This window comes from Tunturibacter empetritectus (assembly GCF_040358985.1).
GTDB lineage: Bacteria > Acidobacteriota > Terriglobia > Terriglobales > Acidobacteriaceae > Edaphobacter > Edaphobacter empetritectus.
Genome location: NZ_CP132932.1, coordinates 487943 through 513442, shown reverse-complemented (window position 1 = coordinate 513442; position 25500 = coordinate 487943). Strand labels below are relative to the sequence as shown.

24 protein-coding genes are annotated in these 25500 nt (G+C 58.7%); 15 read left to right on the top strand and 9 right to left on the bottom strand.

Annotated elements, in window-relative coordinates; genetic code table 11:
• The first annotated feature begins 192 nt into the window (after positions 1–192).
• The 10 genes from ftsZ to RBB75_RS01930 all read left to right on the top strand — a co-directional run bounded on the left by ftsZ (position 193) and on the right by RBB75_RS01930 (position 11870).
• Entirely contained in the window at positions 193–1710 is a 1518-nt protein-coding gene (ftsZ, locus tag RBB75_RS01975; protein WP_353069355.1) for a cell division protein FtsZ, read from the top strand.
• 141 nt (positions 1711–1851) lie between these two features.
• Positions 1852–3147: a penicillin-binding transpeptidase domain-containing protein gene (locus RBB75_RS01970; protein ID WP_353069354.1), complete on the top strand. Its 1296-nt coding sequence runs from the start codon at positions 1852–1854 to the stop codon at positions 3145–3147.
• Positions 3148–3479: 332 nt separating this feature from the next.
• Entirely contained in the window at positions 3480–5099 is a 1620-nt protein-coding gene (locus RBB75_RS01965; protein ID WP_353069353.1) for an NAD(P)H-hydrate dehydratase, read from the top strand.
• A gap of 65 nt (positions 5100–5164) precedes the next feature.
• On the top strand, positions 5165–5464 hold the full coding sequence (locus RBB75_RS01960) for a hypothetical protein (protein ID WP_353069352.1): 300 nt from the start codon (positions 5165–5167) through the stop codon (positions 5462–5464).
• Between the two features lie 592 nt (positions 5465–6056).
• Positions 6057–6626, top strand: a complete 570-nt coding sequence (locus RBB75_RS01955) for a 2'-5' RNA ligase family protein (protein WP_353069351.1) — start codon at positions 6057–6059, stop codon at positions 6624–6626.
• A 225-nt stretch (positions 6627–6851) separates the two neighbouring features.
• Positions 6852–8549 carry an alkaline phosphatase family protein gene (locus tag RBB75_RS01950; RefSeq protein WP_353069350.1) on the top strand — a complete coding sequence of 566 codons (1698 nt, stop codon included), beginning with the start codon at positions 6852–6854 and terminating at the stop codon, positions 8547–8549.
• 158 nt (positions 8550–8707) lie between these two features.
• Positions 8708–9511 (top strand): hypothetical protein, encoded by an 804-nt coding sequence (locus RBB75_RS01945; protein WP_353069349.1) that lies wholly within the window; start codon positions 8708–8710, stop codon positions 9509–9511.
• Positions 9512–9564: 53 nt separating this feature from the next.
• Positions 9565–10020, top strand: coding sequence for a tRNA (adenosine(37)-N6)-threonylcarbamoyltransferase complex ATPase subunit type 1 TsaE (tsaE, locus tag RBB75_RS01940; protein WP_353069348.1), 456 nt, complete (start codon positions 9565–9567; stop codon positions 10018–10020).
• A gap of 121 nt (positions 10021–10141) precedes the next feature.
• A complete protein-coding gene (locus tag RBB75_RS01935) occupies positions 10142–10594 on the top strand; it encodes a DUF4019 domain-containing protein (RefSeq protein WP_353069347.1) in 453 nt (150 codons plus the stop codon).
• A 343-nt stretch (positions 10595–10937) separates the two neighbouring features.
• Positions 10938–11870, top strand: coding sequence for a ferritin-like domain-containing protein (locus RBB75_RS01930; protein ID WP_353069346.1), 933 nt, complete (start codon positions 10938–10940; stop codon positions 11868–11870).
• Positions 11871–11933: 63 nt separating this feature from the next.
• Here RBB75_RS01930 and RBB75_RS01925 read toward each other — a convergent pair whose 3' ends face one another.
• The 4 genes from RBB75_RS01925 to RBB75_RS01910 all read right to left on the bottom strand — a co-directional run bounded on the left by RBB75_RS01925 (position 11934) and on the right by RBB75_RS01910 (position 14024).
• On the bottom strand, positions 11934–12140 hold the full coding sequence (locus tag RBB75_RS01925) for a GNAT family N-acetyltransferase (protein WP_353070345.1): 207 nt from the start codon (positions 12138–12140) through the stop codon (positions 11934–11936).
• Positions 12086–12472: a hypothetical protein gene (locus RBB75_RS01920; RefSeq protein ID WP_353069345.1), complete on the bottom strand. Its 387-nt coding sequence runs from the start codon at positions 12470–12472 to the stop codon at positions 12086–12088. Before RBB75_RS01920 ends, RBB75_RS01925 begins: the two co-directional genes overlap by 55 nt.
• Positions 12473–12761: 289 nt before the next feature.
• On the bottom strand, positions 12762–13538 hold the full coding sequence (locus tag RBB75_RS01915) for a class I SAM-dependent methyltransferase (RefSeq protein WP_353069344.1): 777 nt from the start codon (positions 13536–13538) through the stop codon (positions 12762–12764).
• A 90-nt stretch (positions 13539–13628) separates the two neighbouring features.
• Complete coding sequence (locus tag RBB75_RS01910; RefSeq protein WP_179639106.1) at positions 13629–14024, bottom strand: metal-sulfur cluster assembly factor; 396 nt, start codon at positions 14022–14024, stop codon at positions 13629–13631.
• A gap of 51 nt (positions 14025–14075) precedes the next feature.
• On the opposite strand from RBB75_RS01910, the gene RBB75_RS01905 reads away from it, so the two are divergent.
• The gene (locus RBB75_RS01905) at positions 14076–14480 is read left to right on the top strand and encodes a (R)-mandelonitrile lyase (protein ID WP_353069343.1); all 405 of its coding nucleotides are present in this window, start codon (positions 14076–14078) and stop codon (positions 14478–14480) included.
• A gap of 300 nt (positions 14481–14780) precedes the next feature.
• On the opposite strand, the gene RBB75_RS01900 is transcribed toward RBB75_RS01905, so the two are convergent.
• The 4 genes from RBB75_RS01900 to RBB75_RS01885 form a co-directional block, all read right to left on the bottom strand.
• The gene (locus tag RBB75_RS01900) at positions 14781–15794 is read right to left on the bottom strand and encodes a polyprenyl synthetase family protein (RefSeq protein ID WP_353069342.1); all 1014 of its coding nucleotides are present in this window, start codon (positions 15792–15794) and stop codon (positions 14781–14783) included.
• A 16-nt stretch (positions 15795–15810) separates the two neighbouring features.
• The gene (locus RBB75_RS01895) at positions 15811–17901 is read right to left on the bottom strand and encodes a 6-pyruvoyl-tetrahydropterin synthase-related protein (protein WP_353069341.1); all 2091 of its coding nucleotides are present in this window, start codon (positions 17899–17901) and stop codon (positions 15811–15813) included.
• Positions 17902–18025: 124 nt separating this feature from the next.
• Positions 18026–19627: a DHA2 family efflux MFS transporter permease subunit gene (locus RBB75_RS01890; RefSeq protein WP_179639102.1), complete on the bottom strand. Its 1602-nt coding sequence runs from the start codon at positions 19625–19627 to the stop codon at positions 18026–18028.
• 180 nt (positions 19628–19807) lie between these two features.
• Positions 19808–20095 (bottom strand): hypothetical protein, encoded by a 288-nt coding sequence (locus RBB75_RS01885; protein WP_179639101.1) that lies wholly within the window; start codon positions 20093–20095, stop codon positions 19808–19810.
• Positions 20096–20454: 359 nt separating this feature from the next.
• Between RBB75_RS01885 and dnaK the strand changes: the two genes are divergently transcribed.
• Together dnaK and RBB75_RS01875 are read left to right on the top strand one after the other, a co-directional pair.
• Positions 20455–22371, top strand: a complete 1917-nt coding sequence (dnaK, locus tag RBB75_RS01880; protein WP_179639100.1) for a molecular chaperone DnaK — start codon at positions 20455–20457, stop codon at positions 22369–22371.
• A gap of 220 nt (positions 22372–22591) precedes the next feature.
• The gene (locus tag RBB75_RS01875) at positions 22592–22762 is read left to right on the top strand and encodes a hypothetical protein (RefSeq protein ID WP_179639099.1); all 171 of its coding nucleotides are present in this window, start codon (positions 22592–22594) and stop codon (positions 22760–22762) included.
• 3 nt (positions 22763–22765) lie between these two features.
• Here the strand turns inward: RBB75_RS01875 and RBB75_RS01870 are convergent, their stop codons facing one another.
• Complete coding sequence (locus tag RBB75_RS01870; protein WP_179639098.1) at positions 22766–23875, bottom strand: acyltransferase family protein; 1110 nt, start codon at positions 23873–23875, stop codon at positions 22766–22768.
• 100 nt (positions 23876–23975) lie between these two features.
• On the opposite strand from RBB75_RS01870, the gene RBB75_RS01865 reads away from it, so the two are divergent.
• Positions 23976–24593 carry a hypothetical protein gene (locus tag RBB75_RS01865; RefSeq protein WP_257031113.1) on the top strand — a complete coding sequence of 206 codons (618 nt, stop codon included), beginning with the start codon at positions 23976–23978 and terminating at the stop codon, positions 24591–24593.
• Positions 24586–25488 (top strand): Fpg/Nei family DNA glycosylase, encoded by a 903-nt coding sequence (locus RBB75_RS01860; RefSeq protein WP_353069340.1) that lies wholly within the window; start codon positions 24586–24588, stop codon positions 25486–25488. Before RBB75_RS01865 ends, RBB75_RS01860 begins: the two co-directional genes overlap by 8 nt.
• Positions 25489–25500: the final 12 nt, after the last annotated feature.

The following is a 25500-nucleotide window of genomic DNA, read 5'->3' as shown; positions in this document are numbered from 1 at the left end:
TTCCTGCTCCGTCGAGACGACAGAGGTTGACGCGCGATTGGTGATGGCACTGTCTCGAGTGCCGCACCCTATCAAAAGCGGTGCAAGTTTGCAGAGTTTGGAACCATGCGTGGTACGGGCGGTGGAAAACGGGGGTCGTGCGTTGGGCAAGGAGATGGGAGAATTAAACAACTTTCAAGGAGTCCTGTTGCCATGTCGAATTTGCCCAATAATTCTAACGATCCGAACGATCTCCGCATTCACTATCACGATGAGATACCGCGTGGAGCGAGGATCAAGGTGATCGGCGTGGGCGGCGGCGGGAACAACGCTGTGAATCGCATGATCGCGGCGAACGTTGTGGGCGTGGAGTTTATTGCGGCGAATACGGATGTGCAGGCGCTGCAGGTGTCGAATGCTCCGGTGAAGCTGCAGCTGGGTGTGAAGCTGACGAGTGGACTGGGCGCGGGTGCGAATCCGGATGTGGGGCGGCGCGCGGCGCTTGAGGATTCGGACAAGATCATCGAGGCGCTAGAGGGCGCGGATATGGTGTTTGTGACTGCGGGGCTTGGTGGCGGTACGGGGACCGGAGCTGCTCCGGTGATTGCGAGCCTGGCGAGTGAGATGGGCGCGCTGACGGTGGCGGTGGTGACGCGACCGTTTGCGTTTGAAGGCAAGCGACGGATGCAGCAGGCCGAGCGCGGGATGCAGGAGCTGCTGGAGTCGGTCGATACCGTGATCGTGATTCCGAATGAGAAGCTGCTGGCGGTGGCGAAGGATGCTGGATTTTTCGAGAGCTTCCGGATTGCGGATGATGTGCTGCGGCAGGGCGTGCAGGGGATCTCGGACATCATCACGATTCCTGGTGTAATCAATCGCGACTTTGCCGATGTGAAGACGACGATGGCCGGGATGGGTTACGCGGTGATGGGGACGGGTGTGCGGTCTGGTGCGAACCGTGCGGTGGAGGCTGCGATGGCTGCGATGGCTTCGCCGCTGTTGGAGGCGGGAGCGATCGATGGCGCGCGCGGGATTCTGATCAACATTACGGGGTCGAGCAGTCTGAAGCTGAGCGAGGTGAATGAGGCTTCGAGCATCATTCAGAATGCGGCGCATGAGGATGCGAACATCATCTTTGGCGCGGTGCAGGATGAGTCGATGGGCGATGAGGTGAAGATTACCGTGATTGCGACGGGCTTCAAGCAGCAGGAGATGCCGCAGCGGCGGGAGCGCATGCTGGCTGAGGCGACGCTGCCAACGATGCGGTATGACGTGCCGATACAGCCTCGCGTGGTTTCTGCCCGACCAATGGGTACGAGATTTGCCAGTGAGATAGAGCCGGCAAAAGAAGCGGTGCGGCCGGTGCATGAGACGAGCGAGAGGAGGGAGCCGGTGGTGAAGATGGAGGCGGATGCTCCGGCGGAGTTGGTTCCGGTTCCGGCGTCGGTGTTTGATGACGATTTTTTCCGGGCTCCTGGGGTTCCTGGGGTGCGCGGGGACAGAGCTGCTGAGGTGGATCGGGTGGAGGCTGGACCGGTTGAGCGGGCGAGGGATACTCACTTTTCGGCGCCAATGCGCGTCCAACAAAAGGACGTGCGCAGTGTGACGGGCGAGGCGGGGGACTCCTCGGTCCGGGTTCCGGCGTTTGGGAGCGCGGCGGCAGTGGCGGCTGCGGATCCTGCAGAGCCGGATGAGCTTGATATTCCTGCGTTTTTGCGACGCGGGAACTGAGGCGTACCACTGATTTCGTGGGGAGTAGCACGAATGGGGAACGGCGCTACTTTGAGAGATGGTGTTGAATTAGTGTTTTATTAGACGAATTGTGGATCGATGGCAGTTCGATTGCAGTCAAATCATTAAGAGGGAACGCCTGTGTCGAGATCATTGAAGGTTTTTGGCGCGCTCCTCTTCGGCCTTGTTCTGGGTGCTGGAGTGGGTGCTAACGCCGCGACGACTGCAAGTGGGACGACTCCAACCGGGAAGGCCAGGCGACACTCCGCTGGTACGACGCGAGTTGCCACTACTGTCAGGGCTCGTTCGGGGGCTTCGCACGCGGGTTCGGCTCATTCAGGTTCGACTCGTTCTGGTTCTTATGGGGGTAGGACGCACGTTGTTGCAACGCATGGGGTTGTGGGGCGCCATCGGGGAGCCCGGCCGACTTTGGCGGTACGGCGGACGCGTTACCAGGAACACTTTTCGGCGAGTTCGTTTGCCGACAATCTGACGCTCGGTGATGTGGTGGAGGGCGAGGATCCTCTGGTTCGCGCGGCGGCGATTGAAGCTCTGGGCAATATGAATGGCACGGCGATCGCGATTGATCCCTCGACGGGGCGAATTCTGGCGATGGTGAACCAAAAGCTGGCGCTATCGCGGGGGGCTGAACCCTGCTCGACGATTAAGCTGACGGTGGCCTTAGCGGCGCTTGAGGAGGGGATCGTTCGCAAGGATACCCCTGTGAACCTGGGCGGACGCTACCACATGACCATGACCGATGCTCTGGCTCACTCGAATAACCTTTATTTTGAGACGCTTGGACGGCAGCTCGGGTTTGAGCGGGTGAAACATTACGCCAATGAATTTGGGCTTGGCGAGCTGGCTGGATATCACATTCAAGGTGAGCAGCTGGGGACGTATCCAGATGAGGTGCTGCCGGCGTCGCTGGGTGGAGTGGGCAGGATGTGCTCATTTGGCGAGAGTGTTTCGATGACTCCGCTGCAATTGGGTGCGCTGGTTTCGGCAATCGCGAATGGCGGGACTCTTTATTATCTGCAACATCCCGAAACTGCAGAGGATGTGGCTACGTTTGAACCGAAGGTGAAGCGGGTTCTGGATATTGCTCCGCTGATTCCTGAGATCTCGGTGGGGATGTCGGGCGCGGTAGAGTATGGAACGGCGCGGTCTCTGCGGGCTAACTTCAGCCAGTTTCCGGTGATGGGCAAGACTGGGACGTGCTCAAATAACGGCACTCGATTTGGGTGGTTCGGGTCGTTTGCGGATACTCCGAAGGGTCAGATAGTTACAGTGTTTTTTCTCGAGGGGGGACGTCCTACCTTTGGGCCGAAGGCGGCTGAGTTGACCGGGGAGTTCTACCGGGCGCTGTGGAATAAGGATTATTTCTTGCAGAAGCAGACGGTTGAAAGCAATGGCGTTATGGGCGGTTCTGAGTAGGGGTTGGGGCAAAACGTGGTGAAAAGCGCTGGTAAGAACGTGGTGGCAGCGTGGTGTTTCGGTGGTGAAGAGGTGGTGTCTGGCAGCGTGTTTTTGCGTTGCTAAAAAAGTGCCATTTTTTGGGATTTATTTTCGTCTTTGTCCCTTTATTGGAGCTGGATCTTTATTCCCTCTACTTGAGTTGAGTCCAGTCCTCTCTTTTTTGAGTTGAATTCAGCAAAGGCCCGACCTCGTTTGAGGTTGGGCTTTGCTGTTGTGTTTCGTGTGTGGATGGGGTGAAAGCGGAGCAGCGGCGTCTTGGCTTCGGCGGGGGAATCGGGTAGAAGGGAAAGATGAAGATTCTTACGGCGACAGAGATGCAGTCGGTGGATCGATGGACTGCAGAAGAGTTTGGGATTTCGCTGGACAGATTGATGGAGGCGGCTGGTGGGGCGGTAGCGCAGTTTTGTCTGAGGCAGTATCCGGCGGCGATTCGGGTGGTGGCATTGTGCGGGAGGGGGAACAACGGTGGGGATGGTTTTGTTGCGGCGCGAGTGCTGGCGCAGGCGGGACGTTCGGTTCGCGTGGTGTTGCTGGGACGGGTGGCTGAGGTGAAGGGGGAGGCGGCGACGGCGCTTAGGAGGCTAAGGCAGGAGTTCTCGTCGGTTGCGGTGGATGAGGTGGTGGATGAGGGTGGTCTGACGGCTTGTGCAGGTGTGATGAACGAGGCGGAGTTACTGTTGGACGCTGTGGTGGGGACGGGATTCAAGCCGCCGCTGCGCGGGCTTGCGGTTTCGTTGCGGAGGATGGTGGAGGGGCTGGGAACACCGGTGGTGGCGGTGGATCTGCCTTCGGGCTGGGATGCGAACTCGAAGGAGCAGACGGCGGAGGGGTCGTTTCGGGCGGATGGGGTGGTGACGTTTACCGCGCCCAAGATTGCGCATGTGTTTGGGCATCTGACGCGCAATGAGAGGACCGGCGGGGTGTTTGGTCCGGTGGTGGTCGCGGGGATCGGGTCGCCTGAGGATGCGGTGGTTTCGGCGAGCGGGTTTACCTGGGCGGGTTCGGCGAAGGCGATGGCGGAGAGGCCGCGGGATGTGAACTCGAATAAGGGCAGGTTTGGTCATGTGCTGGTGGTTGGGGGGAGTTACGGGAAGGCGGGGGCTCCGGCGATGGCGTCGCTGGCGTGTCTGCGGGCGGGAGCTGGGCTGGTGACGGCTGCGGTGCCGAAGAGCATTCTGGATTTGGTGGCGGGGATTGCGCCGGAGTTGATGACGGTGCCGCTGGCGGAGGGGACCAAGGGTTCGGTTTCATTCAAGAACCTGGATGGCGCGAAGCTGGATGCGCTGGTGAAGAAGATCTCGGTGGTGGCGGTGGGGCCGGGGCTGTCGACTGAGGGGGATGCGCCGGCGTTTGCACGGCAGATCGTGGAGAAGACGTCGGTGCCGGTGGTGATCGATGCAGATGCGCTGAATGCGTTTGAGGGAAAGACGGAGCTGCTGAATGGCGAGGGGCGGGTGATGGTGCTGACGCCGCATCCGGGGGAGATGGCGCGGCTGGCTGGGATGACGGTGAAGGAGGTGGAGGCGGATCGGGTGGGACTGGCGCGGAGGTTTGCGATGGAGCACAAGCTGACGCTGGTGCTAAAGGGGTGGCGGACGCTGATTGCGCATCCGGATGGCTCGATTGGGGTGAATACGAGTGGGAATCCGGCGATGGCGAAGGGTGGGAGCGGAGATATTCTGACAGGGATTGTGGCGGGGATGCTGGCGCAGTATCCGAACGATGTGGCGCGGGCGGTGGAGGCTGCGGTGTATCTGCATGGACTGGCGGCTGATTTTGCGGCGCATGCAATGGATGAGCATACTGTACTTGCAACCGATACGGTTACACATCTTTCGGATGCGTTTCGCTATCGGGTGCGGGATGCGGATGGGCTTATCTGGATCTGTGGTTTGCGGGCGGGCTTTTAGACTAATACGCTTCGTTTTGGATAGAGGGGCTCAGCGGAGCGATCATCAAAAAGAACATTCAAGCTATGCGTACCAAAGAATTACGAGAAGATACGTTAATTCAACGATTTTGTTCTGCCTATGAAAATGGTTCTTGGGCCGGCGAGGATATCTTTTGCCCCGATCTCACGATGCCCGGCGGGGTTGATGCATTTGTGACTAGAAGTTCCGACGGAAGGACCCTCGCCATCGAGCACACGCTTATTGAACCATTTCAGCGCGACAAAGAGGATTTTGTATCTTTCGAAGAGTTTTTCCTCGAGATTGAAAATGATAAATCGTTGACCATTCTCGGACACAAGTATTCATACCCGTCGGTGTTTTAAATCGAAGAGCAAGAGGCGAGCGCATCGTAATGGTAAACGCAGTACACGATTGGCTTAAATCTAATAGGAAACTCCTTAGTCGCCAAGGGCATTCGCAATATATCTGTCCAGTCACGGAGGCTAGCGACATCACGCTAAACGTCAAAGTGGTCCCACTCAATGACACCAATTCCGCTGAGAGAAAGGGAATTTTGCAAATTCGTCGGCAGCAGATTGAAAACGACCTCGGCGAAGCTGGCGAATGTCGAAGCCGATAAACGCATTCTTCTTCTTGAACGCCAACACATGAATCTTTTTCCGACGAGCATGTTAGAGGAAATTTGAGAAGCGGAGAACATCGTTTCCCCAACTGGCCAAGGTTCATGAGATATGGATTGTAGAGACGATTTTTCACGATGCTCTCCGCTTTGAGCGTTACGAGAACGGAAATCACGTAGATAGTTTCGATTTCAGTGGAGATGAATTGTTGAGCTAGATTTTTTGAAGCTGGGACTGGCTCCCTTCGGAGCCGTTGTTTCAACTTCAAGAAATAATGAGGATACTGTACTTGCGATGATACGGTTACACATCTTTCGGAGCGTTTCGGTATCGGATGACGATGAGCTGGTTTGGATCTGCGGATTGCGGAGTTGATGATGACGCGCAACTGTTTCGCGCTATGACTTGCCTTGTTACGTTGCGGCTGGATGAGGCTTCTCAGAGGCATTTCGAGCGGCTGCGGCGGCTTCACTTTCCGGTGGCGCGCAATTTGATTCCTGCTCATCTGACCTTGTTCCATCGGCTGCCTGATGTTCCTGAGGTTCGGACGGCTCTGGCTGAGGCGGCCAGGGTTGAGGCGAAGTTTGCTGTCGAAGTGACAGGAGTCCGGTCGCTGGGTTATGGGGTGGCGTATACGCTGGCATCGCCTGTGCTGCAGCGCTTGCATGGGGATTTGGCGGGTGTCTTTGCAGCATGGCTTTCTGCGCAAGATCGGCAGCGATTCGCGCCTCACATTGTGGTACAGAACAAAGCGACAGTGGAGGCAGCGCGCGTTCTGCTGGAGGATCTGCGGCAGAGTTTTCAACCGATGCGGGTGGAGGCTTGCGGGTTCGACCTTTGGGAGTATCTGGGGGGACCGTGGCGATGGCTTGAGACGTTTCGTTTTCTGAGACGAGAGGACTGATTGAGTCGATGCGCCTCTAGTTCAGTGTTGTGGGAGACGGTTCTAGTGTCAGGACGCGCCTGGCGGCATCTTTTTGTCGAACGGGTAACAGACAAATTCGACGCTATGAAAACGTCACCCGATTAGGGGATTCTTTTCAGGCGATTTTTCTGGTTTATCGAATTTTCATCATTCCGCAATGACAGTCTGGTGGCGACTCTGTAGTTTTCGTTGCCGGAGGGTTTCATGAAAAAGTTAGTTGCTCTGTCTCTAGCGGCATTTGTGTGTTCGGCCGGTTCGGCGATCGCGGAAGACCACGACTCACCTATTAAGCGGGTCCTGCTTATCAGTGTTGACGGCCTGCATGCTGTTGACTTCGCGAACTGCGCGAACGGCACCAGCACGGTCAACTACGGCGAGCCGTATTGCCCCGCGCTTGCGGCGCTTGGCAAGACCGGGGTCAATTATGTTTCGGCCAGCACCTCGAAGCCGTCCGATTCCTTTCCCGGCCTGGAGGCGATCGTTACTGGAGGCAGCCCTGCCCTGACCGGGGTTTACTACGATGTCGCCTACGCGCGGAACCTGGATGCCCCGGCGAAGACTACCGGCAATGGCGTTGCGGCTGGCCCCTGCACTCCTTATACAACGCCCACCGGTACGAGAACCGAGTATGAAGAAGGGATCGACATTGATCAGACCAAGTTGAACGGTGGGGCACCGGGTGCGTCGTTGACCGATGGCGGACTGAACTCGATCGATTCGCGGAGACTTGTTCGCGATCCGAACAACGGCTGCAATCCAGTTTTTCCGTGGGATTTCGTCCGTGCCAACAGCATCTTCAGCGTCATCCACGCAGCGGGGGGCTATGCGGCGTGGTCGGATAAACATCCGGCTTATGCGTCGGTTTCCTCGGGCCTTGGACCGATTGCGCTCGACGATTTCTACTCACCCGAAATCAACTCGAACGTAGTCGCCCTGCCAAACGTAAAGACGCCGACGGGCGACTCCTGCGAGACGATCCGCGATTCCGGTTCAGATCTTTCGTCCTGGACCAACAGCTTCGATAACATCCAGTGCTACGACACCCTGAAGGTCAATGCGATCCTGAACGAGATTGAAGGCAAGAATCACCTCGGCACCAAAAAGACTCACGTTCCTAATATCTTCGGGATGAACTTCCAGGCAGTCAGCGTAGGACAGAAGCTGGTTGAGAAGAGCAATGGAGTGAAGGGTGGATATCTGGATGCAGCGGGGACACCGACCGCGGCACTTCTGGGGGAGATCAAGTTTGTCGATGCGTCAATTGGCGAGTTTGTAAGAGAGCTGAAGGAACAGGGTCTTTACGACTCGACGATGATCGTGATTACGGCCAAGCACGGTCAGTCGCCGATCGACTCCAGCCGGTATGTCTCTCAGCTGATCAACGGAACTTCGCCCGCTACGCTACTCTCGAATGCAGGCTTTATTCCGTACTCGGAGTCGACGAACAACCCCACTGGCATCGGACCGACGGAAGATGATGTCTCGCTGCTCTGGCTGAAGAGTTCGTCTGAGACGGAGGCCAGCGTGAAGATTCTGGAAGAGAATGCTTCTGCCACCGGCATCGCGCTTGGTCAGATTTACTATGGCCCTTCGCTCGCGTTGAACTTCAACAAGCCGACGGAAGATCCGCGCACGCCGGATATCATCGTGACTCCGAATGTGGGCGTTACCTATTCCGGTAGCAGTGCAAAGCTGTCTGAACACGGCGGGTTTGCGCATGACGATACGAATGTTGTGCTGCTGTTGTCGCACTCCTCCTTCCGGGCGCGTACGGTTCGTGAAGAGGTAGGCACCGCTCAGGTTGCGCCTACCATCCTGAAGGCTCTGGGTCTCGATCCCAGGGCGCTGGATGCTGTTCGCATCGAAGGAACGAGCGTTCTTCCGGCAGTGCCGTTGCAGTAGCAGGTTTCTACCAGATGGAATAGTTGAAGGCGGATGCTCCCAGTGGGCATCCGTTTTTTTTCGAGATGCGTTGCTCGATGCCGGGCTGCGTGTGTTGTTTTTCCAGTCGCTTTGAGAGATTTCAGGGCTATACTTTCGCCGTGGTGCGGAGGGTTCGGATGCGCGTTCTGTCGTTGAGACTGCTCCCTTTGATTGTGCTGGTTACACTGATTGTGCTGGCTGTGGCTCCTTTTGTTCTTGCTCAGAGTGAGAACAAGCCGGAGCCTCCGGTGGTTCACTCACAGGATGGCGGAACGAGTGGGAGGATGGAGAGTATCTTTATCCCGCCGCTGACGGGTGCTCCGTTCAGCATGATGCTGGTGACGGAGTGGTCGCGGCCCCTGGGAAATGGAGGCTCGTTCACGCTGGTCAACAAGAGACGCATTGTGCGGGATGGACGCGGGCGGATCTACCAGGAGCGCTGGCTGCTGGTGCCGAAGGGGAGCAAGATCGAGTCGCGCATGGACGTCATTCAGATCACCGATCCGAAGGAGCACACGTGGTTGAACTGCGGCGTCGACGAAAAGGTCTGCGAGGTGCGGCCCTATGGGTTAGTGCCGGAGATGGTCTATAAGCCAGGGATGGGGACTACCGGGCCGTTGCCGGACGGGCAAGGTTTTCGTCAGCATGACGATCTGGGGCTAAGCAATTCGAACGGAGTGGACACGGTCGGGTATCGGGAGACGGTGACGCTGAATCCCGGGGTGCTGGGAAACGATCTGCCGATGGTGAGCACGCGGGAGTTCTGGTACTCGGCTAAGCTCGGCATCAATCTGATCTCGAAGGTCGACGATCCGACGAGCGGGAAGCAGTTTTTCTCGGCGACGGAGTTGACTACGTCGGAGCCGGATCCGAGGTACTTCGTGGTGCCTGAAGGATACAGGGTGGTCGATCGGCGGAAGGGGGAGGAGAAGCCGAATTAGTCTGGGCTGATGCGGGTTCGCCCGGTGAGAAGATGATGGAAGAGGGCGAGCGCGTGAGTTTGGAGTTGCGGGAGAAGAAACGGTTCAAGACGCGGAGTGAGGCGGGGACACTGGCGATGGGGGAGCGGGTGGCGGAGATGTTGCTGCCGGCACCGAAGATGTTTGTGCTGCGGGGGGATCTGGGGGCGGGGAAGACGACGCTGGTGAAGGGGATTGCCGCGGCGCTGGGGGCGGCGGAGAGTGACGAGGTGACTAGCCCTACTTTTACGCTGGTGCATGAGTATGCGGGGCGGAAGGTGCGGCTGTTTCATCTGGATCTTTATCGGCTGGAGACAGAGCGGGAGTTGTTGACGCTGGGGCTGGAGGAGATGGCGGAGGAGCCGGATGCGCTGGTGCTGGTGGAGTGGGGGGAGAAGTTTCCGAGTGTGGTGGCGCGGGCGGATGGGGAGATTGCGATTGAAGATGCGGGTGGGGATGAACGGATGTTTTATGTTCGGGTGAAGGGGTAGGGATGTGGTTTACTGTGTGAGCTTCGGATTGGAGGCTGGACGAGGCGTATGCGACTGGTTTGATTGAAGTCGTTTTGCGGATTTGGATTTAGTGATGATTTGTAACTAACGGGAGGCCTGAATGCGTAGAGTTTTAAGGATTGTCCTGGCGGCGTGTGTGATTGCGGGAGCGACGCGCGGAAGAGTGAGTCTTGCGATGCAGGAACATGCTCCGCAAGCGCAACAGGATGCAGTGCAACTGGCTGCTCGTGGGGCAGAAGAGTGGATGTCGAAGCTGGATGCGGGCAAGTATGCGGAGTGCTGGACGGAGGCTTCGGAGGTTGTGAAGAACGCGGTCACGATGGAGAAGTTTGAATCTTCGATGAAGACTGTGCGTGAGCCGATGGGAAAGCTGGAGAGCAGGAAGCTGCAGAGTGCCACCTATACGACGCTGCTGCCGGGTGCTCCGGATGGAGATTATGTGGTGATTCTGTATGAGACGAGCTTTGAACATAAAGCTACGGCGCAGGAGACTGTGATCATGAGCCGCGAGAAAGATAAGATCTGGCGGGTGGCGGGTTACTACATCAAGTAGGTTTCCAGTTATGACTCTGCTTCTGTCGCAGCTCCAGGGCGCCAGGGCCGTCCTGAACTTGGTTATTTCCTGGTGAGACTACGAGGCGCATCGTTCTTGTGTATGCGATAAAAGGCTCGGATGTTTGAGCCGATGAAAATTCACAAACCTGGGCAATCCGCTGTCTGGTCCGGCGCGTTCTGAAGATGTCGGAGCCGCAAGGATCTGCTGTCTTGCCATTTTGTTCGCAGGCATCGTACCCCTCCCGATTCCGGTTCGACCGGGCCTCGTTTAATTCACGTTCAATTTAAAAATGAAATCTAGCAGGTAGCAGTGTGTTTGATGGCCCGGGGAGGGCCAGCTTATGAATGAAATCAATGTTTTTAAACCGGCAGCGGGCCAGCTGCCACGTCGTTCCTTTGTCACACGCGCTGGACTCTTCGGATTGTCTGCGGCAGCGGCGGCGTTTCTTCCAGGAACTCCGGTTCGTGCTGAGTTCGATCGCGACGATCATGACGATCGCGACAATCTGAGCGGCGATACGGCGCAGGAGATCTTTACTGCAGCTCTGATTGCGGAGGATCTTGCGTCAACGTTCTATTACAACGGTCTGGTCGGGCCAGTGATTATGGATCCGAATCTTGCAGGACCGGGTGGCTCTGCGAACGATGTAACGTCTGCAGGCAATGCGGGAAATGTGCAGTACTTTCAGGCGGCTTTGAGCGAAGAGATTGCTCATGCGAATTTGCTGCGCTCGTTGATTGGGAAGACGTCTTCGACGACGGACCCGGTGCAGACGTTTTATCTGCCGACGGGAACCTTCGATACGCTGGCGGCGTTTACGGGCGTTTTGAATGCGCTGGAGGATGCGTTCATTGGCGCGTATCTGAACGCTACGATCGAGTTTGCGCAGATGGCCGTGGATACGAAGGGCTATGAGGGCAGACAGAGGGATGCGAACGGCAAGCCTTATACGAGCCGGGATCTGGAGTACTTTGCCCAGGTGGCTGCGTCGATTATGGGTGTTGAGGCGGAGCATCGCGTGCTGGGACGAGTGGTCTCGAATACGAATCCTGCGAACAACCTGAACTACGAACAGACGGATGGACTGACCTCGGTCTACAACGGGAAGAAGAGTGCGGTGGTTGCGTTGACTCCGTTTCTTGCTCCCGGGCCTGGGTTGACGGCTTACTCGCTGCAGCTTGCGTTGAGCAAGGCGGGTACGGTGTCGCTGGCTGCTACGGGTGCACCTCCAGCGCCTCCGGTCTATCCGAAGGATCATGATAGAGGCTGGTAAGTTAGTGCAAGGATAGGGCGCGACCTGGTGGTCGCGCCCTATCTTTTTACGTTCTTCGGGTGTTTAGTTTCTGCGATAGCGAATAGTGTTCTCTTCTTTGCCTGGGCCTTCAAGGGTGAAGCCGCAGTGCTCGAGGATGCGAATGGAGCCGGTGAGGTGGGGGAAGGTGTGGGCGAAGATTCTGGGTGTTGAATCGTTGGCTTCGATCCAGGCGATTATGGCTTTCGTTGCTTCGAGGGCGTAGCCGTGGAGGCGGAACTCGGGGAGGATGGCGTAGCCGATCTCAGCGGAGCGGGGATCGTCGGGCCAGCAACAGCCCCGACAGAGCCGATGAGGGTTGCGGGTTGGTTACTGGTTGGGCTAAGGAGGATGTAGCGGTGCCAGCCGATGTCGGTGGGGTCTTCGGCGAAGCGCTGCTGAAGGAGTTGGAGGACGTGCGGCTCCCAGTCGGCGTGGGGCCACTCGGGGGTGACGCGGCAGTGGAGGATCTCGCTTAGTTTGCCGTCGGAGTTCTGCTCGGAGGTTAGGGACTCGGGGGTGATGGCGACTAGTTGGAGACGGGGCGTTGCGATATTGGGTGTGGCTTTGCCTGAGGATGGCATTTTGCGTTTCTCCTGAAGGATCTTGCGGGGCTGGATGGCATGGGATAGCGATGCCCGGTTGTGGCCGAGGCGTCGCTGGCAGCTCGCTGGATGATTCAGGCAATCATAGGCACGAACAGCGTACCACTTGCGGCGGGCCTTTTTTGGGGGGAATTACGCAGTTGCCTGATGGAGTAGAGACTGCAAACGCAGATTCCCTTCGGGAATGACAAATCAGAACAGCAACTGCAAACGCAGATTCGCTTCGGGAATGACAGACGAAAGGCTCTACACCATTTGTAGCGTTGCTCTAGAGTTTGGTGGAGCGGCCGGTGAGGCGGTAGATGGCGCATTCTTCGTCGCCGGTGGAGCCGTACTCTTTTTGCTGGGCGATGGCGGCGAGGTCGGCGGCGTGGTCTTCGGGCGACATGGCTACGGGACCGAGGAAGAGGCGAGTGAAGGCGGGGTGACGGTCGAGGACGGCGCGACACTCGGAGTTGACGTAGAGGAGGTCGAACGCTGGTGGGGGGATGCCGCGGCGTGGGGCGAATTGGGTTTCGATGCGGCGGAGGAGAAGTTTGAGGACGGGGGCTTCGAAGGGATGGAAGAGGAAGGCGAGGGTTGGGGTTCTGGGGAAGTCGAAGGTGAGGGCGTCTTGCTCGAGGAGGCGGATGGGGGCGAGCGGGGAAGCTGTGGAGTCGGCGGAGTGGGAGGTGCGCCAGTGATCTACGTTTGTTTGTGCGGTGTCGGCCAGGGTGGGATTGAGTTCGATGCCGATGACCTGGTGGAAGGGGAGTTCGCTGGCGACGAGCATGGCGCGGCCTTTGCCGGCACCGATGTCGACGAAGGTGTAGTGGTGGGTGGGGTGGGGAGGATTGGTGTCGCGCCAGAGTTGGACGAGGGTGCGGAGGATGCTGGGAGCGACGCCGTAGTAGGCGGTGACGTGGGCGTCATTGGGGTGGCCGGTGGTGAGGTTGCCGGCTGCGATGAGGCCGCTGGTTTCGACGCCGTGGATCTGGTCGAAGGGATGTTGCGGCGGCGGAGGCGTGGGCATGACCAGCGGGGACTTTGATTTGCGTGGCGGCATGGTTAGAGCAAATCTCCTGATCTGTGGAGCGGATAATTCCGAGAAGCGCCGTTTTTCTTGAGAAAAAACGGCCATGACGGTCGAGACTCCCTATACACCTTCAGGAGATTTGCTCTGGCGGATCTGGACCAGGTGCGGGTTGCCGTCGAGGCCGAGGGTCTTGCGGCCGGCGGGTGTGATGTTGAGGGGGGACCAGATGGGCGTGTCGAGGAGGGTGATGGTGGTGCGGCTGACGGCTTCGAGGCCAGCGAGGCGGTTTGAGATCTGTGCGCTGAGTTGGGCGTTGGCGGCTTCTTCGGTTTGGGTGGGAGTGACGGAGATTTCTATGATGTGCTTTTGTGGGACGCCTGGGATGTTTACTCCGGGGGCTTCGGTGTCGGGTGTGATGGTGATGGAGTGGATGAGACCGAGGTCGACGATGTTGCAGGGAAGGACGGGGTCGTAGCAGTCGCGAAGGGCTTGGAGGATGTCGGACTGGGTGAGCATCAGCTTCGATGATAGCGTTCCTGCGGAGTGGCGAAGTGCTAGAGTGGCGGGATGAAGATTGTGAAGAGTGGTGACAGAGGTTGCAGGAAGGGGCCGGGGGATTGGTTTACCGGCGATGTTTGGATCGATGGGATCGTGGAGGCGGCTGCGCCTTCGCGGTTGCAGGCGGCTCGGGTGATGTTTTCACCGGGGGCGCGGACGGCCTGGCATACTCATCCGGTGGTGCAGGTGTTGGAGGTGGTCTCTGGGTTGGGTTGGGTGCAGCTTGAAGGGCAGGCGGCGCAGGCGATTCATCCGGGGGATGTGGTGGTGATTGGGGCGGGGGAGAATCATTGGCATGGGGCGCAGGCTGGGCGCACGATGGTGCACCTGGCGATGCAGCAGGCAGATGATTCGGGGAAGACGGTGGATTGGGGCGCGAAGGTGACGGATGAGGAGTATGGTGCGGCTGGGTAGGGGTGGCTTGCTTTGGCGCGTGAAGGAAACGCAGATCCCCTTCGGGGATGACAACTAGAACTACAAAAGCAACAGCAGATCCCCTTTGGGGATGACAACTAGAACTACAAAAGCAACAGCAGATCCCCTTTGGGGATGACAACTAAAACTACAAAAGCAACAGCAGATCCCCTTTGGGGATGACAACTAGAACTACAAAAGCAACAGCAGATCCCCTTTGGGGATGACAACTAGAAAAGCAAAAGCAGATCCCCTGCGGGGATGACAACCAAGAAGGAACGGTAGCGGCAGGGAGAGACTCTAGTTTTTTCGCTCGACTAGATATTGGGCGAGGGATTTGAGCGGGTCGGCGGCGGAGCCGAAGGGGGCTAACGCGGCGAAGGCGTCGGCGATGAGTTCTTTCGCGTCGTGGAGGGACTGGTCGATGCCGAAGACGGCGGGCCAGGTGGCTTTGGTGCTGGCGGTGTCTTTGCCTGCGGTCTTGCCGAGCTCTTCCGAGCTTTGGGTCATGTCGAGGACATCGTCGACGATTTGGAAGGCGAGGCCTGCCTTTTCGCCGAAGGTGCGGAGGCGGGCGGTGGTGTCGGCATAGGGAGCGTAGGCTACGCGGCCTGGCCTGGGTCCGATGAAGTGTTCGTCACGGGGGTAGCTGCTGGTGGAGCGATGACGCAGGCTGAGGCCATAGAGACCGCCGACAACGATGCTGGTGGTGATGAGGGCGCCAGTCTTGGAGCGGTGGATCGCTTCGACCAGAGCCGCGGTGGGTGGGATGCCTTCGGATTCGATGTCCATGACCTGGCCGCCGATCATGCCGGGAGGGAGCTTGGTATCGAGGTCGCCAACGCGGCCCACGCCGGTGCCGATGGCGAGGGTGATCTCGCGAAGGATGGCGATTGTGGCCGGGGATGGGATGGGAAGGGCGGCGATGGTTTGGAAGGCGAGGGTCTGGAGGGCGTCGCCGGCGAGGATGGCGGTGGCTTCACCGAAGACGACGTGGCAGGTGGGCTGGCCGCGGCGGAGGTCGTCGTTGTCGAGGGCGGGAAGGTCGTCGTGGATGAGGGAGTAGGTGTGGATCATCTCCAATGCGGCGCCGAGGTCGGCGATTCCCTCGGGATAGGCGTCGGTGCAGGCGGCGAGGCGGGCTGCTTCCATACAGAGGATGGGACGGAGACGCTTGCCGCCGGCGAAGGTGCTGTGCCGCATGGCCCGGTGGATGGAGTGCGGGAGGGTGTCGGTTGCGGGCAGGAGGCGTTCGAGGGCGGCATCAGTGAGCTGGGCGCCGGAGAGAAGCAGGTCTTTTACTGTGGGTTGCATCGGGTTCGATGATAAATCAGCTTGAAGGATGTGGGCTTGATGGTGAGGGATTTCGACGGAGGATGAAGAGAAGAACGGCGAGGGAGACGAGGGAGATGGCGTCGCCGAGGGTTTGGTCTGGGGTGCGGGCGTAGGTGATTGCGATGCGGGCTGGGCCTGCGGGGAGGTGGATGGCGATGAGGCCGTCGTCGCGCTGGTCGCGCGTGGCGAGGAGAGACCCGTTGTCGGTGATGTGCCAGGCGGGGTAGTCGCGAAGGTTGAGGATGAGGTCTTCGGGGGTTGGCGGGTTGAGGGTAAGGTGCGTGGGTGCAGGGGCGGGTTGGGTTTCGGTGGGGGCTTTGGCGTTGGGGTCTTCCGAGAGCCAATAGGGTGGGTCGGTTTGGGCGAGGGAGTCGTTGTCGGCGGTGGTGGGGGTGTACTCGTCGGTGGGGTCGGTGCCGCGGTTGGAGTGGAAGAGAGCTTCGCGGGCGGTGGGGGTGTCCTCTTCGTCGCAGGATTGGTGGAAGAGGGCGTAGGCCGGGGAGGTGAGAGCTGCGGCGAGGGCGATGGTGATTGCTGTGCTGATTGTGGGGTTGAGGTTTGTGCGACGGATGGCGAGGGCGACGGCGAGGCTCATGATGGCGGCGAGGATCGCGAGGAGACGCCAGGGGAATTGGAGGAAGGCTAGTTCGGGGGTGTGGTTCCAGAGGATGGAGGTGAGTGGGGTGAGAAGGAGGGCGATGGTTATGGTGAGGATGGCTAGGGATGCGAGGAGTGCGTTGCCGATGTGGACGAGATGCGGGGGGCTCTCCACTTCGCGACGGACGATGATGCTGTCCGTCGCTTCGGTCGAGATGACGATATCGTGCTTTGGTAGAGATGACGGCTGGTGGTTTGTGCCGGCAGGTATTTGTCGTTCCGGGTTGGATGGTTTCTGCGGTGCTGGATTGGGTGTCTGGGATTGTGGTTTGCTGGGTGAACGAAGTTTGGTGATGGAGATGATGAGGGCTGTGAGGGTTGTGGCAAGCAGGATGAGGGCCAGGAGAGATGCGGTGTGGAGGACTTGATCGTGGAGGGTGTCGCCGGTGTGGTGGAAGAGGAAGTTGTCCTGGATGCGCATGTTGGGGATGATGGCCATCGCGATTTGGACGTAGCGGCGTTCGTAAGCGGCGGGGAGGAGATAGAAGGCGGCGAGGGCGAGGCCGAGGGCGGTGCCGGCGATGGTGTTGAGGGTTAGGCTGAGCGGTGTTTGAGATCGGGCGTTACTGGTGGTGGCGAGAGCGATCGCGCTTGCGCGCGATGCCCACATCTCAGAGTCGAGATATGGGGCACCCGGTTTGTGGATGCTGCCGGATGTTTCTGTGACTGCGGTTCGCGCGTGGCGCGAATACCCCATCCTATGCGATGAGACTGCATAGGATGGGGCACCCGGATCTGTATCCGCATCTGGACCCGGACCTGTATCCGGATCTGTACCCAGATCTGTGGCTACTCGGACTAGGGTGAGGAGGGCTAGGGTGTAGCAGCTCATGACGGCGGCGGGGGCGTTGGTGAGCCAGAGGAGCGCTATGGGGATGGCGATTCGAGGGATGGTGACTCGCTGACGCAGGATGGCGTGGAGGAGGAGTGGGATGAAGGCGGTGGCGAGAAGTTCGGCGTAGGCGGTGCGCTCGTAGGCGGTGAAGAGCATGTAGGGGTTCACCGTGTAGAGGACTGCTGCGACGAGTGCGGCGGTGGGTGAGGTGAATTCGCGCGCTAGACGGTGGAGGGCGAGGCCGCTAAGGGTGAGGGCTAGCCAGGTGTAGAGGATTGGCGTTGCAGTGATGGGGAAGAGGAGGGTGAGGATTGCGCCGAGGGTCCAGGAGAGAGGCGGGTAGAAGACGAAGCGGGGTTCGCCGGCGTTATAAGCCGCAGTGTAGGCCCAGTGAGGGTGGAGGTTGCCGTGGGTGAACTGGCGGGCGGCTTCCATCCAGTTGAGGAGATGGAAGTCGAAGTCGTGGCCGCAGGAGCAGCCATTGAGGAGAAGAGGGAGGATGGCGATGCAGGCGGCTAGTGGGATCAGGAGGTAGGGGAGCCGGTCGCGCTGCATGTGTTGAGGGTATCGCAGTGGGGTTGCGATGGCTCTCAACTACTTGTCCTGCCGGACTGTTAATTGCTTGTCCTGCCGGACGGGCCCACTTCGCGTGGGGCGGTCACTTCGTGACTTGTGTACCCCTTCGGTTGGTCCTCCCGTTGGTCGGAGGGAGAGGTGGTTAGTGGGCACCTTCGGGGGCTTTGCCTGGTTTTACTTTTTTGAAGAACCAGACGATGCCTACACAGAAAAAGCAGAGCAAAGAGAGCCAACGAAAGACGTCGACAAAGGCCCATGCGGAGGCTTGGCGCTGGAGCTGCTGATAGAGCTGGGCCTGGGCAGGGTTTGCGGCATTGGATGTGCCAAAGGAGCCGGTTAGAGCTTGCGTCATGCTGCCGAGGGCGTTCTGGAATTGCTGGCCGGTGCGGGGGACGGAGTTGATGATCTCGTTCTGGTGGACGGCGGAGCGGCGGGTGAGCAGGGTGGAGGCGATGGAGATGCCGATGGATCCGCCGACGTTGCGCATGAGATTGAAGAGGCCGCTGGCGTTGCCGATCTGCTCCTGCTGAAGAGTGCCATAGGCGGCCGTGCTGATAGGGACGAAGATGAAGCTGAGACCGAAGCCGGTGATGAGGATGGGGAGGAGGAGTGTGGTGGGGGAGATGTCGAGCGTGACGTTGCCGAAGTAGAGGGTGGTGAGGCCGAAGGTGAAGAAACCGAAGGTGAGAAGGTATCGGGGGTCCATTTTATTGGAGAGATAGCCGATGACGGGCATGCCCATGACGGCTCCGATGCCTCGGGGAGCGACGACCAGGCCGGCGGTGAAGGCGGTATAGCCGAGAAGCTCCTGATAGAAGAGCGGCAGGACGGTGACGGTGGAGTAGATGCCGATGCCGAACATGAAGATGAGGATGCAGCCAAGGAGGAAGTTTCGGTCTTTGAGGACCTTGAGGTCGACGATGGTGTCTTTGTCGCGCCAGCAGTGCCAGCAGAAGTAGACAAAGGAGGTGACGAGGAAGAGGACGGCCCAGCGGATCCAGATGGCGCCGAACCAGTCGTCTTCCTGGCCCTTGTCGAGCACGACCTGGAGGCAGCCGGTCCAGACGACCAGGGCAGCGAAGCCGTAGCGGTCAAAGGCGGGAACCCGGGCTTTGCTGATGTAGGGCGGGTCTTTAATGAAGCGGGTGATCATGAGAATGGCGAGGATGCCGATGGGGATGTTGATGTAGAAGGCGTAGCGCCAGGAGTAGGTGTCGGTGAGCCAGCCGCCGAGGGTGGGGCCGAGGACGGGAGCGACGACGACACCGAAGGCGAAGACGGCCATGGCGGCTCCGCGCTTGGCAGGCGGGAAGGATTCGAGGAGGATGGCCTGGGAGAGTGGTTGGAGCGCGCCGCCGCCTGCTCCCTGGACGACGCGGGCAAGCAGCATAATGCCGAGGGTAGGGGCGGCTCCGCAGGCGAAGCTGGCTACGGTGAAGATGACGATGCAGGTGAGAAGAAATCGTTTGCGGCCGAATTTGAGCGAAAACCAATTGCTTGCGGGGAGGACGATGGCGTTGGCGACGAGGTAGCTGGTGAGGACCCAGGTGGCTTCGTCGTTCGAGGCAGAGAGGGAGCCGGCGATGTAGGGAAGTGCGACCGAGGCGATGGCGGTGTCGAGCACCTCCATGAAGGTGGCGAGCATGACGGAGGCGGCGATCAGCCAGGGGTTGACGCCCTGCGTGACGGAGGCGGATTGATCGGGTGGTGCGGTCGCAGCCGAGGCCATGGTCTTCCGATGCATTCTCTCTGGTGGAGTGATTGTCTCCTAGATAGAGGCGAGAAAGAAGCTAATGGATGCATTTGAGGCCAGGCTGGTGCGGTTAGCGACGCAAAAAGGCGGCAGGCCCGTTGGATGGAGCCTGCCGCGCTTGGTTGGTTGTGGTTTCCGGCGATCGTGCTGCCGGGTCGGTGTCGATGGGTCTTAGGAGGGGTTGCGGCCGCTCGGGCCCATCGACTGGGAGACTGTACGGAAAGATCCGCCCTGGAGCCTGCGGGTAGAGGGCGCGTGGCGGAGCGGGGGGACCTGAACGGAGTCGAGGCTCTTGGGAAGGTGGGTGGACCAGCTGTAGCTGGTGGAAGAGATATTGGTGGAGTTGATGTCTTCGGTGGCGTTGCAACCGGAGAGGAGTCCGGCGAGGAGGCCAGCCAGGCCCAGGGAGGCGACTTTCAGGAGACGACGTGCGGTACGGCGGGCAGAAGGGGTAGGCATGAGCAACGCTCCAAGTGATACAGAATTGAGGGAAGCGTATCCGGGGGCATCAAGGGCGACAATGACACCTTCGGTGTACCGGAGGTTTGAGGCGGCGTGAGATTTTTGGCAAACCGCGTGTTTGATTTATCGGCGGTAGGGAGGGGCTGAAGAGGGGTGTGGCGGATTTATTTTGCCTGGCCAGGCGCCTTTATATCGTAGAAGGGGGAGAGCTAACTCTATCTAAGGAAAAAGGTAAGGGTGTCGCAATCAGGAGGTGACCCGGTGCATCAGAATACTTGACAATAAGTGACTCAAGGTGAGATCCTTGGGATGTCAAACAATATAGATGGGCTGTGCGCCCGGAATGGGGATGTGGGATGGCGAAGATTATTGGAATTGATCTGGGAACGACGAACTCGTGCGTTGCGGTTATGGAAGGCGGCGAGCCGAAGGTGATCCCGAACGAAGAGGGCGGCCGGACAACTCCGTCTGTGGTTGCGTTTACTAAGAGCGGGGAGCGGCTTGTGGGCCAGGTGGCCAAGCGCCAGGCGATTACGAACCCGGAGAACACGATCTATTCGATCAAGAGGTTTATGGGCCGTCGCCTGAATGAAGTTGGCGATGAGCTGAAGATGGTGCCGTACAAGGTGGTGGCGAAGGGCGACAACATCGTTGTGGTGGCGCAGGGTAAGGAGTACACCCCGCCTGAGATCTCGGCGATGATTCTGCAGAAGTTGAAGAAGGCTGCGGAGGACTATCTCGGCACGTCGGTGACGGAGGCTGTGATTACGGTTCCGGCTTACTTCAACGATGCGCAGCGGCAGGCGACGAAGGATGCGGGCAAGATTGCCGGCCTTGATGTGAAGCGCATTGTGAATGAGCCGACTGCGGCTGCGCTGGCGTATGGGCTGGATAAGAAGAAGGACGAGACGATTGCCGTGTATGACTTCGGCGGCGGTACGTTCGATATCTCGATCCTTGAGGTTGGCGAAGGCGTGATTGAGGTGAAGTCGACCAACGGCGATACGCACCTAGGCGGCGACAATCTTGACCAGCGCATTGTGGATTGGCTGATTGCGGAGTTCAAGTCGGAGACTGGGCTTGACCTGCACTCGAAGGGCAACGAGATGGCGTTGCAGCGGCTGAAGGATGCTGCGGAGCGCGCGAAGATCGAGTTGTCGACGGCGCAGGAGACGGAGATCAATCTGCCGTTTATTACGGCGGATGCGAGTGGTCCGAAGCACCTGGTGCGGAAGCTGACTCGTGCGAAGCTTGAGAGCCTTGTGGATGATCTGCTGCAGCGGTCGATTGGGCCGTCGAAGCAGGCGATGAAGGATGCCGGCGTGGATGCGAGCCAGATCGATGAGGTGGTTCTCGTCGGTGGCCAAACTCGTATGCCTAAGATTCAGCAGCTGGTGAAGGACCTGTTTGGCAAGGAGCCGCATAAGGGTGTGAACCCGGATGAAGTTGTGGCAATTGGCGCGGCGGTTCAGGCTGGTGTGCTGGCCGGCGAGGTGAAGGACCTGTTGCTGCTCGATGTGACTCCGCTGACGTTGTCGATTGAGACGATGGGCGGCGTGGCGACGGCGATGATCAACCGGAATACGACGATTCCGACGAAGAAGACGGAGACGTTCTCGACAGCGGCTGACTCGCAGACTGAGGTTGAGGTGCATGTGCTGCAGGGGGAACGGCCGATGGCGTCGCAGAACCGGACGCTGGGCAAGTTCAAGCTGGCTGGAATTCCTCCGGCTCCGCGTGGCGTGCCGCAGATCGAGGTTACGTTCGACATCGACGCCAACGGCATTCTGAATGTGACGGCGAAGGACAATGCGACGGGCAAGGATCAGAAGATTACGATTACGAGTTCGTCGGGCCTGAGCAAGGAAGAGGTTGAGCGGATGGCGAAGGATGCCGAAGCTCATGCCGCGGAAGATAAAGAGCAGCGCGATGCAGTTGAGGCTCGGAATGGGCTTGATTCGCTGGTCTACAACATCGAGAAGATGTTGAAGGATGCCGGCGATAAGGTTCAGGCATCAGATAAGAGTGAGGTTGAAACTGCGCTGGCTGAGGCGAAGACGACTCTGGCGGGAACGCCGAGTGCGACAGAGCTGAATGCTGCGAAGGATCGTCTTACTACAGTAAGCCACAAGCTGGCTGAGGCGATGTACAAGGCCTCTGCGGCTTCAACGCCGACCGATGGTGCGACAGGCGCGACCGAAGCTCATGAAGAACCGAAGAAGGATGAAGGCGTCATTGATGCTGAGTACGTCGACGTCGATGAAAAGAAATAAGTGTAATCCGTAACGCTGGTTTGATCGTATGAAAAGAAGGGGGCGTTCCTGCCGGGGTGCCCCTTCTTTTTACCGGTTTGGGATGCGGTGGTTGGCGTGTAGAGTGCGTCTATCACCAGAAAGGTGTGTAGCGGTGACCAGAAAGAAGAGAGAAGATCAGTACGCTGGAATGTTTTGGATGGAGAACCTGGAACTCAATCGATTGCTTGGAGGGAAGACCATGACCGAGACGATGTGGAAGTGCGACCAGGTTCGAGCAGGCCGGCTGTACAACCGGATGATGTTCGACACCAAGGAAGAAGCAGTTCAGTTTATGCAGCGCATGCAGCAGATGGAGCCGGATCAGATGTTTTCGATCGAGGCGATTGAGGCGCGGCAGGTTTGGAACTGATGCTTAGATGGAGCGTGTTCGAACAAACTCGAAACGCTTTTTGAAACGCAGGATGGGCGCTTCAAAGAATCGATACGAAAGAGAAGCAATCAGGACAGTGAGGACGAAGGCAAGCGCTAATTCCATTGCGTTGGCCGTCGTCCTTGCTGTTTGAGGGTTGATGAATCTGGGTCGGAGAGCGCGGCCGGCGACTTCGATCATCATCCAGTGAAAGACGTAGAGTCCGAAGGAGATCTTTCCGAGGTAGACAAGTGGTTTGAGTTTGCCGAGGCGGGATTCCCCGAGGAAGCTAAAGAAGAGAAGAATGCAGCCGATGTTGGCGCAGAGATAGCCGGGAGCGATGAGATGGAAGGCGCCAGCGGCAAGGCTCTCTTTGATCTGAAAGATATGTTGGGCAAGTACGAGAGTCGACAACCCGGCGAGGAAGAGAACGATTCGTAGGAAGGGATGGAGGTTTGGAGCGCGGCCACGCAGGGCCAGGGCAAGTATGGCTCCGGTGCTGAAGAACTGGAACTGAACAAAGCTGTTGACCCAGATGGAAGTAGTGACATCTGCGCCGATGTGGCAGAGCCAGGCGAGGGCGATGTAGGCGATGAAGAACATCGCGATGGAGAAGATGATGGAGCCGGAGCGGTGGAGGTATTTACGGACTGAGGGCCAGAGGATGTAGAACTGCTCTTCGACTGGAATGCTCCAGAGAGGCGTGGACATGGTGAAAGTGAAGCCGTGATGGGCAACATACCAGTTTCCGGCGATGAGAAGAAACGCCACGAGGCGCGAGGTCGAGAAGACTCCGGGATGCAGACGGTGCGGAAAGAGATAGTCGGCTATGAGGACCGTGAGGTAGAGAGGCCAGATGCGCAGGCCGCGACGGATGTAGAAGGCTTTGAGGTGAATGGCGCCGGACTGTTTTTTTTCGCGCTCCAGGAGTTCGGTGATGAGGTAGGAGCTAAGGAGAAAGAAGAGGCAGACGCCGAGTGCACCGGAGATGCGAAGGGAGCTTAAGAGGCCGTCAGGGACGTCGAGGCCGTGAAAGAGGAAGACGAGAAGAAAGGCGAGGAAGCGTAGGACGTCGAGCTCGGGGCGATAAAAACCAACGCTTGAAGCAGCCAAAAAATGTTCTCGGAGCCCGGGTAGGGCAAGGAAATGCAAATCTTCGGCAGAATAGCATGTGTTTAGGCGGATACAAAGGTGATTGCCTGGAGGGCATCTGATGGTGAATTGGGAGGCAGTTCAGGCGGTGGCAACGGCTGCGCTTGTGATTACGAGTGCTGGAGCCATCTCTTACGCCGGGTTGCAGCTGCGGCATGAGCGGGATTACCGGGCGGTGGAGAATCTTGAGAAGCAGCTGAGTTTTTTTCTGTCAGAGAGGTTTGTGGCGGTGAGGCGGAGGCTTGCGGAGTCTCGGCTGGACGAGAAGGGATTGAAGCCGTGGACGGTGGAGGAGCCTCCGGTGAGCGCGTTCGAGGTGCTGGATTTTTATGAGCATCTTTCGCTGCTGGTGAAGAAGGGCCACCTGGATGTTTACGATGTCTGGCACACGTTCTACGAATGGGCTCAGCCGGTTTATGTGGACATGCAGCTGTTGATTGAGAGTGAAGAGAGTGCTTACACGGAACACTATCGAGATTTGCAGCGGATGATGCGGCAGATGGATGAGATCCAGATGGACCGGATGCAGACGCAGAAGGGAGAGCACTGGGCGCTGTGGACTCCGGAGCGGATTGTTGAGCACTATCAGTATGAGTTGAATTCGAGTGGGCGGCCGCGGCGTATTCGGCGGCGATATCAGACGCAGGTGACTGCGACGAGGTTGAGAGACGATGCCTGAGGGAAATGAGATTCATCGTTGGGCCGAGAGACACGCGGCTGCGTTTGCAGGGAAGATGGTTCGGGTGGATGGGCCGCAGGGGCGGTTTGTCGATGCGGGGATCATCGATGGGAAGAAGCTGCGGCGCGTGCTGGCTGTGGGGAAGCACCTGGGGTATGACTTTGGGAAGGACTTGATTCTGCATGTGCACCTTGGGCTGCAGGGGGACTTTACGGAGGGATCGGGGCCGCTGCCGGATGTGCGTGGTGCGCTGCGGTTGCGGATGTGGAATGAGGCGGCGGTGAAGAAGCCTGCGGCTCCGGGAGTGAGTAAGCGGCATGCGTGGTACTCGGATGACGACGGGACTGGCCATATTGAGGCTGCAAAGGTGGCCTGGGTGGAGCTGCGAGGTCCGATGGACTGCTCGATCTACTCGCAGGAGAAGTGGGATGCTCTGCTGGAGCGGCTGGGGCCGGATCCGCTGAATGGGGATGGGCCGGAGAAGATGATTGCGAGGGTTGCGAAGAGTAAGAAGACGATTGGGGAGTTGTTGATGGACCAGTCGGTGGCGGCTGGAATTGGGAATATCTATCGCGCGGAGTTGTTGTTTCGGGCGAGGCTGAGTCCGTTTACGCCGGGGAAGGAGGTAGAGGAGAGCACGCTGCGGTCGATATGGAAGGAGGCGGGCGTGTTGATGAAGGCGGGGATGATTGACCGGAGGATTGTGACGACCAAGCCGAAGGATCGGCCGCATAAGAGTGGGCCAGTGCTGAAGGAAGAGGCGCATTATGTGTATCGGCGGCAGGGACGGCCCTGCTGGATCAGCGGGACGAAGATTTTGACGAAGGTAATGGCCGGGCGGAACTTGTTCTGGTGTCCGGTATGCCAGGCGGGGCCGGATTCGCAGGCTCAGTGAGGTTTAGAGATG

Bases quoted from the DNA above. Each gene is read 5' to 3' on its own strand.
- ftsZ (WP_353069355.1), top strand. From the start codon at position 193: ATGTCGAATTTGCCCAATAATTCTAACGATCCGAACGATCTCCGCATT.
- RBB75_RS01965 (WP_353069353.1), top strand. From the start codon at position 3,480: ATGAAGATTCTTACGGCGACAGAGATGCAGTCGGTGGATCGATGGACT.
- RBB75_RS01960 (WP_353069352.1), top strand. From the start codon at position 5,165: ATGCGTACCAAAGAATTACGAGAAGATACGTTAATTCAACGATTTTGT.
- RBB75_RS01955 (WP_353069351.1), top strand. From the start codon at position 6,057: ATGACGATGAGCTGGTTTGGATCTGCGGATTGCGGAGTTGATGATGAC.
- RBB75_RS01950 (WP_353069350.1), top strand. From the start codon at position 6,852: ATGAAAAAGTTAGTTGCTCTGTCTCTAGCGGCATTTGTGTGTTCGGCC.
- RBB75_RS01945 (WP_353069349.1), top strand. From the start codon at position 8,708: ATGCGCGTTCTGTCGTTGAGACTGCTCCCTTTGATTGTGCTGGTTACA.
- RBB75_RS01935 (WP_353069347.1), top strand. From the start codon at position 10,142: ATGCGTAGAGTTTTAAGGATTGTCCTGGCGGCGTGTGTGATTGCGGGA.
- RBB75_RS01930 (WP_353069346.1), top strand. From the start codon at position 10,938: ATGAATGAAATCAATGTTTTTAAACCGGCAGCGGGCCAGCTGCCACGT.
- RBB75_RS01920 (WP_353069345.1), bottom strand. From the start codon at position 12,472: ATGCCATCCTCAGGCAAAGCCACACCCAATATCGCAACGCCCCGTCTC.
- RBB75_RS01915 (WP_353069344.1), bottom strand. From the start codon at position 13,538: ATGCCGCCACGCAAATCAAAGTCCCCGCTGGTCATGCCCACGCCTCCG.
- RBB75_RS01910 (WP_179639106.1), bottom strand. From the start codon at position 14,024: ATGCTCACCCAGTCCGACATCCTCCAAGCCCTTCGCGACTGCTACGAC.
- RBB75_RS01905 (WP_353069343.1), top strand. From the start codon at position 14,076: ATGAAGATTGTGAAGAGTGGTGACAGAGGTTGCAGGAAGGGGCCGGGG.
- RBB75_RS01900 (WP_353069342.1), bottom strand. From the start codon at position 15,794: ATGCAACCCACAGTAAAAGACCTGCTTCTCTCCGGCGCCCAGCTCACT.
- RBB75_RS01890 (WP_179639102.1), bottom strand. From the start codon at position 19,627: ATGCATCGGAAGACCATGGCCTCGGCTGCGACCGCACCACCCGATCAA.
- RBB75_RS01885 (WP_179639101.1), bottom strand. From the start codon at position 20,095: ATGCCTACCCCTTCTGCCCGCCGTACCGCACGTCGTCTCCTGAAAGTC.
- dnaK (WP_179639100.1), top strand. From the start codon at position 20,455: ATGGCGAAGATTATTGGAATTGATCTGGGAACGACGAACTCGTGCGTT.
- RBB75_RS01875 (WP_179639099.1), top strand. From the start codon at position 22,592: ATGACCGAGACGATGTGGAAGTGCGACCAGGTTCGAGCAGGCCGGCTG.
- RBB75_RS01865 (WP_257031113.1), top strand. From the start codon at position 23,976: ATGGTGAATTGGGAGGCAGTTCAGGCGGTGGCAACGGCTGCGCTTGTG.
- RBB75_RS01860 (WP_353069340.1), top strand. From the start codon at position 24,586: ATGCCTGAGGGAAATGAGATTCATCGTTGGGCCGAGAGACACGCGGCT.